Annotated in this window: 5 protein-coding genes; 3 read left to right on the forward strand and 2 right to left on the reverse strand. The window is 59.2% G+C overall.

Annotated features, from left to right (window positions below):
- Positions 1-109 (forward strand): transposase domain-containing protein (locus tag Q0X85_RS01565; RefSeq protein WP_297768081.1); only part of this gene is annotated, 109 nt, incomplete at its 5' end.
- Positions 110-175: 66 nt separating this feature from the next.
- Here Q0X85_RS01565 and Q0X85_RS01570 read toward each other — a convergent pair.
- Both Q0X85_RS01570 and Q0X85_RS01575 read right to left on the reverse strand, forming a co-directional pair.
- Positions 176-1,450 carry a hypothetical protein gene (locus Q0X85_RS01570; RefSeq protein ID WP_297768073.1) on the reverse strand — a complete coding sequence of 425 codons (1,275 nt, stop codon included), beginning with the start codon at positions 1,448-1,450 and terminating at the stop codon, positions 176-178.
- Positions 1,451-1,746: 296 nt separating this feature from the next.
- Positions 1,747-2,019 carry a hypothetical protein gene (locus Q0X85_RS01575; RefSeq protein WP_297768075.1) on the reverse strand — a complete coding sequence of 91 codons (273 nt, stop codon included), beginning with the start codon at positions 2,017-2,019 and terminating at the stop codon, positions 1,747-1,749.
- A gap of 347 nt (positions 2,020-2,366) precedes the next feature.
- On the opposite strand from Q0X85_RS01575, the gene Q0X85_RS01580 reads away from it, so the two are divergent.
- Together Q0X85_RS01580 and Q0X85_RS01585 are read left to right on the forward strand one after the other, a co-directional pair.
- Complete coding sequence (locus tag Q0X85_RS01580; RefSeq protein ID WP_366129057.1) at positions 2,367-3,221, forward strand: phosphotransferase; 855 nt, start codon at positions 2,367-2,369, stop codon at positions 3,219-3,221.
- A 381-nt stretch (positions 3,222-3,602) separates the two neighbouring features.
- Positions 3,603-5,424, forward strand: a 1,822-nt coding sequence (locus tag Q0X85_RS01585; RefSeq protein WP_297768079.1) for an Ig-like domain-containing protein, incomplete at its 3' end; no start/stop codon positions are given.

A 5,424-nucleotide genomic window follows, 5' to 3' on the forward strand; every position in this document is an offset into this window, starting at 1 on the left:
GATCGAACCCCATGGCTACTTATCCAATGTCCTGACCGCCATCGCAGGCGGGCATAAGCAAAACGACATCAACGACTTGCTTCCTTGGAACTATCCCAAACACGTGTGAACGGCGCACCGCTTACGGCTTACGCCCTTGTACCGGACACGGACCTGTCCGGATTTTTCACGTTGATTATTTGTTCTTGTGCAGGCCCAATTCATACCACTTCGTCCGGGAGATACCGGCGATCTCCCATGGTTTATTACGTGACGCTGCGTTGCAGGCCAGCCAGTCTTCTCGTGATTGCACGCCAGCAGCACGCCGACGCTCCTTCTCTCGATTCGCTTTCCGGCGGTTGCGTTCCTGTTCCGAAAAGACCTGCTGGAGACCCAGGCTGCGGGCCGTTTCGTCAGATATATCAAGCCTTTCGGCGATCTCGCTTCCTGAATAATGCAATCGACCATCGAGCAAGGGATTGGAAGAGATGGCTGCCTCCGCGCGCTTCTCTGCGCTTTTTATCACTCCAGAAATCTCCCTGTCCGATAAACCCGGCGTCGCTAATGCAGCGATCTGCGTGACCGTTTTTTCGATCTCTGAGGTTGTTTTGGTGTGCGTGAGGGCCGTGGCAACAAGGTGCAGGTAGGTATTGCGATGTCCCTCAGGGATTGTCCCGCCCCAGTGCGCTGCAATCTTGTCGAGGTCCTGCAGTATCATCTCGAAGCGGCGCTCTGGGGACAGGCCACCAAACGCATTCGTCTTCGGTTTCGCGTGATTGACCCGTTTCTTCTCTTCGAGTTCGCGGCGGGTAGGCCGCCCAGCTGCTTTGAAAATCCGATCGGCCAGATCATCGAAGGGGTACCTTTTGAGCGTGCCACCGATCGTGCGCACCTCAAGGCCTGATTTTTCATTGGTAGTTCCTGGGATCCTGAAGACCCTTGCCGTATCGCTGCAACTTGAGTCGGCACCCATATGCCGAAATAGCTCAATGAGCGAACCCAGAGCCTTGCCCCATCGTGGCCGTGCCACCGGGGGAATTGGCTCAAGCAGCCAGATAGCGCAAAGGCCTCTGCCCGTGAAAGTGAGGAGCGACGGCATTGGCAGATTTTTCTTGGCAACTTCGGACTGAAACTGTTCTGCCCAATGCTCATGCGGCTGGTTGCTTCCCGGGAGGCGATGCACGTCGAGGTCAAGAAAAAGGGCGTTGATCTGAGCCAGATTCGATCCGTTACGTGGCCCATAAAACCGATTCAGTGTGACATATCCCGTCTGATCCAATAGCGCCTCGGCAATGGTTGGAGCAACACTGACTTCGTGCGTCCGCGTGGCGTAGTTATCCTTTCCTATCAGGACAAAGAAGGAGACCTTTCCCCTGCTTCCGGAAGGATGAAGGATACGGAGATAGTCTGCGGCTGAAAGATTGGCAGCCGCAGGCGAAAAGGGCGAGGAATGAGATGAAATGGGTTTCATCGCAAGGAACTGGGTCCTTGCAGCAGGCGGCAGAAATCAGACGATCAGGTCGCCCACGATATCCCTGTAGCCAGGGGAATTCCTGACGCCGCGATGCCATTCAACCGCGCCTCAACAGCACCAAAATATGGAAGAGGTCAGTTTACAACGCACCGCTAAGCCATTGAAAACTATAGTAGCAAAAAGTGGCCAGTTTACATTTTTTTCAAAGAAAATCAGAGAGCGCCTACGGATTGCAAATCCGTGTACACCGGTTCGATTCCGGTACTCGCCTCCAATAAAATCAGGCACTTGCGTCACCGTGTTTGTCCCTTCTTCCAGTTTTTGAAACAAGCGTTGAAACTTTCACGTTTCGGTCTTGCTTCGTTCCATTTGATGTCTTGCCTCTTGAGCGCGCTTGGCCAGCTCCCTCTGCCGGACCGGTCCGCCATATTTTTCAGCATCTCAACGCCTGAATGACCGGTAACAGCCTTGACCGTCTCGTCATCACATCCGGCCAGATAAAGCTCGATCGTCGCGTTTTTCCTGAGCCCGTGGGTTTTGTAGTAGCTCGCCTTGTCGTGCTTCATCTTCTTTTTGATGGAGCGCATTGCGTCACCGCACATCCGCCGCATAATCAAACCAACCAGATGTGTCAGACCCTCTCTCAGGTCAGGCTGCCAGCTGGCTCGGAGATCCTGACGGCGGACAGACGATACGTGCTTCCAAGATGGGTCCTGAAAACGTACTGATCGGTGTGGTGAATGGGGCGAAAAGCCGAACGTGCAGAGCACTGGGGGAATAGTTGGCGCAGCAACTAGATGAGCGCAGGTCCAAACGTCTGGCGGCTGTCTGCCGGGATATCCTGGGGCGCGACCCCGATGCGTTTGAGGCACCGGGCGGAGCCGACCGGAAGACAGTGATCGCACGCCTGGGAATGGAACGGTACGCGGTAGCGGAGCGCAGGTCCACATCCCGCGCAGCACTTGAGGCGACAGTACTTTCTGCGCTGGCCGGCGCGGGAGTTGCCCCGGAACTCGTAGCACGTAGCGGTCGGGTTGTCGTGCAATCATTTCTTCCAGGGCGGCGTCTCAGCGAAGTGCTCGATGCGGCAGAGCCGTCTCGGCATGCGGGGCTGCTTTGGGAGGCCGTTGAAGCGTTAGCGCGCGCGCACGCGATCCTGCGGCGGCATCCGACCGCCGAAACGCTGCCGAAAATCGGTGTAAGACCCGGTTGGGTGACAGATCTTGCGTGCGCTCCGCTGCGCCTGGCAGAGACGAACGGCTTGCCGATACCGAACCTCGACATCGAACGCCTGGTGGACCGGATGACCGTCACGGACTGGGCGCCAGTGAAATGGGATGCTCGACCAGGCAATGCAATCGTTACGGCGCCCGGTCGCATAGGCTGGATCGACTGGGAGCATTGCGGTCTGCGGCGTCCCTCGGACGACCTGGCCTGGCTTCTTGCAGACGAATGGTGCCCGCTGGCCGGTTTCGATGAGACGCGGTTATTGGCGCTGCTTTACCCGCGCCAAACAGTGTCGGATTGGCGCATCATGGCGGTACTGCATGGAACGGTCAGGCTTGACATGCTCCTGCGACGGTGGGTACAGGAAGGCCGCTGGTGGAACCACGATGAAAGTCTGGCGCGGGACCGGATCGGACTGACCCGCGCGTTGGTCTTGCGACACCTGAACAAACTGCGGGGATGGAGTGAATCGAGCGCTGACCTGACGCCCCTTGCGCCGCTGTTCGGGCGGTTGTCAGAGCGTATTGAACAGCACGTCTGATTCGGTATTCCCGTCATGAAACGACTTTCGCATTCGGCACATTCGATTGCGTTCCCCACGATTGGGACTCGCCTCGCTTCGTGCGCACCCTGCCCCGCCCTTCTGAATTTCGTGCCGTAAATGTCTGAAACCAGTTGCGATTCGCATCGCAGGACAATCCCGGCGGTACGCGCAAGCTTCGTCTTCACCGCGGTGAAGACGAACTTCCGACTTGACACAAAGCTGATTTATCAAGCCGAATAGTAGTGACAGCCGTTTCTGTGGGAACCGGGTCGGAGCCTTGAAAGCTCCTAATTTTATCGACCTTACAAGCTGTTCATTTTAGCGGGCGAGTGACCAACCGCACTTTGCCGGCGCCGGGAATTTCGGGGGAACATTTCCATGGCAAAGTATAATGGCACTGCTGGCGATGACATCTATTTGGGGACGAACCGCCGCGACAAAATCTTCGGGCGCGCCGGCGATGACACGCTGTACGGTCAGGATGGCAACGACAAGATCTACGGCGGTCGCGGCGATGACGAGATCCATGGCGGCGCTGACGACGACCGGATCAAAGGCGGCGACGGGAACGATCGCATTCACGGCGGGGATGGCGACGATACGGTGAAAGCGGGTAAAGGCGACGACACCGTTTCGGGGGGCGAGGGCGACAACCGGATTGACACCAACAAGGGAAATGACGTCGTCACCTCAGGCTCGGGCAACGACCGGATCAACACCGGGCGAGGCGACGACAGGGTCACGGTGGACGGCGGCACCAACCGGATCGATACCGGCAAGGGGAATGACACGGTCGACGTTCACTCTGGCACGGCAAATGTAAAGTCGGGCGACGGCAACGACGCTGTCACCACCGCAGAGGGCGACGACCGGATCCGTAGCGGAAAAGGAGATGATGTCGTGGCGGCCGGTGACGGCGACGACAAGATCAGCGCCGGATCGGGCAACGATACCGTTTACGGAGGCGACGGCAACGACACGCTATATGGCGATGGCAGTGCGGAGAGCGGTTCGGGCTCGGGCCATCATGGTTCGGGTTCGGGCTCGTGGTACTTTCAAGGAGCTGGCTCGGGCAGCGGTCCGTGGGCTGGCTCGGGTAGCGGTTCGTGGGGCGGTACGGCCCAGACCTTTGACGATTACCTCGATGGCGGGTCTGGAAACGATCTGGTGATCGGCGGCCTTGGCGAGGATACAGTGCTGGGCGGAGCCGATGACGACCGCCTCTATGGCGACGCGTTGCCCGGTTATGGCTCCGGAAGCGGTTATGGGTCCGGAAGCGGTGACGGCGGCCATCACCGCAAGGGCCATGGCTCGGGTTCAGGCTCGGGAAGCGGTTATTACGGGCGCGGCAAGGGCCATGGCTCGGGTTCAGGCTCGGGAAGCGGCTATCACGGGCGCGGCAGCGGCTCTGCCAGCGATATAGGGATCGGCTTCGCCGACTACCTTGACGGCGGTGCCGGCAACGATCTGGCCATTGGCGGTGGCGGCAACGACACCTTGGCGCAGACAATTGCTGAAAATGCCGGCGTCACGGACGATTACCGAGGCGGGCGCGGGATTGACACGCTGGTGCTGCACTTAACCCGCGCCGAGTGGCTCGACCCACGCTGGCAGGCCGATGTGGCAGGACTGCTGGCCTTCATCGCAGCCGAAACCGATCCGGCGACAGGCGAAGCGAGTTCGGCCGTCTACACCACCCACAGCGGTCTGTCGGTGCGCGAAATCGAAGCGCTGCGCGTCGTCGTGGACGGCGTCGAAGTGAATCCGGAAGACAAGCCGATCGTGGCCGTGGACGATACCGTCAGCCTTGACGCCGAACCGGGCGCGGTCCCCTTTGGTGCCGTCGTTGCCAACGACGACGTGCCGGATTTGGTGGACCGGGTTGAGTTGGTCACTGCTCCCGCGCTGGGGACACTGGTGCTGAACGCGAACGGCACCTTTTCGTTTGATCCGGGCAGTGATTTCGAAGACCTCGCGCTGGGAGAGCCGCGTGATGTCACTTTTGTCTACCGGGTTTTTGATACCGATGGAGACAGCGATACCGCGACCGTCACGATCACCGTCACCGGCACGAACGACGCGCCGGTCAACACCGTGCCGGGTCCACAAAGCGTCGACGAGGACGCGCCGCTTGCCATCGCGGGCCTGTCGGTCACCGATGTCGACGGCAACCTTGCCAGCACGCAGCTTTCGGTGAACA

Origin of the sequence: uncultured Roseovarius sp., from assembly GCF_947259555.1 — a bacterium.
In the GTDB taxonomy this organism is placed as follows: domain Bacteria; phylum Pseudomonadota; class Alphaproteobacteria; order Rhodobacterales; family Rhodobacteraceae; genus Roseovarius.

Bases quoted from the DNA above. Each gene is read 5' to 3' on its own strand.
- Q0X85_RS01570 (WP_297768073.1), bottom strand. From the start codon at position 1,450: ATGAAACCCATTTCATCTCATTCCTCGCCCTTTTCGCCTGCGGCTGCC.
- Q0X85_RS01575 (WP_297768075.1), bottom strand. From the start codon at position 2,019: ATGAAGCACGACAAGGCGAGCTACTACAAAACCCACGGGCTCAGGAAA.
- Q0X85_RS01580 (WP_366129057.1), top strand. From the start codon at position 2,367: ATGGAACGGTACGCGGTAGCGGAGCGCAGGTCCACATCCCGCGCAGCA.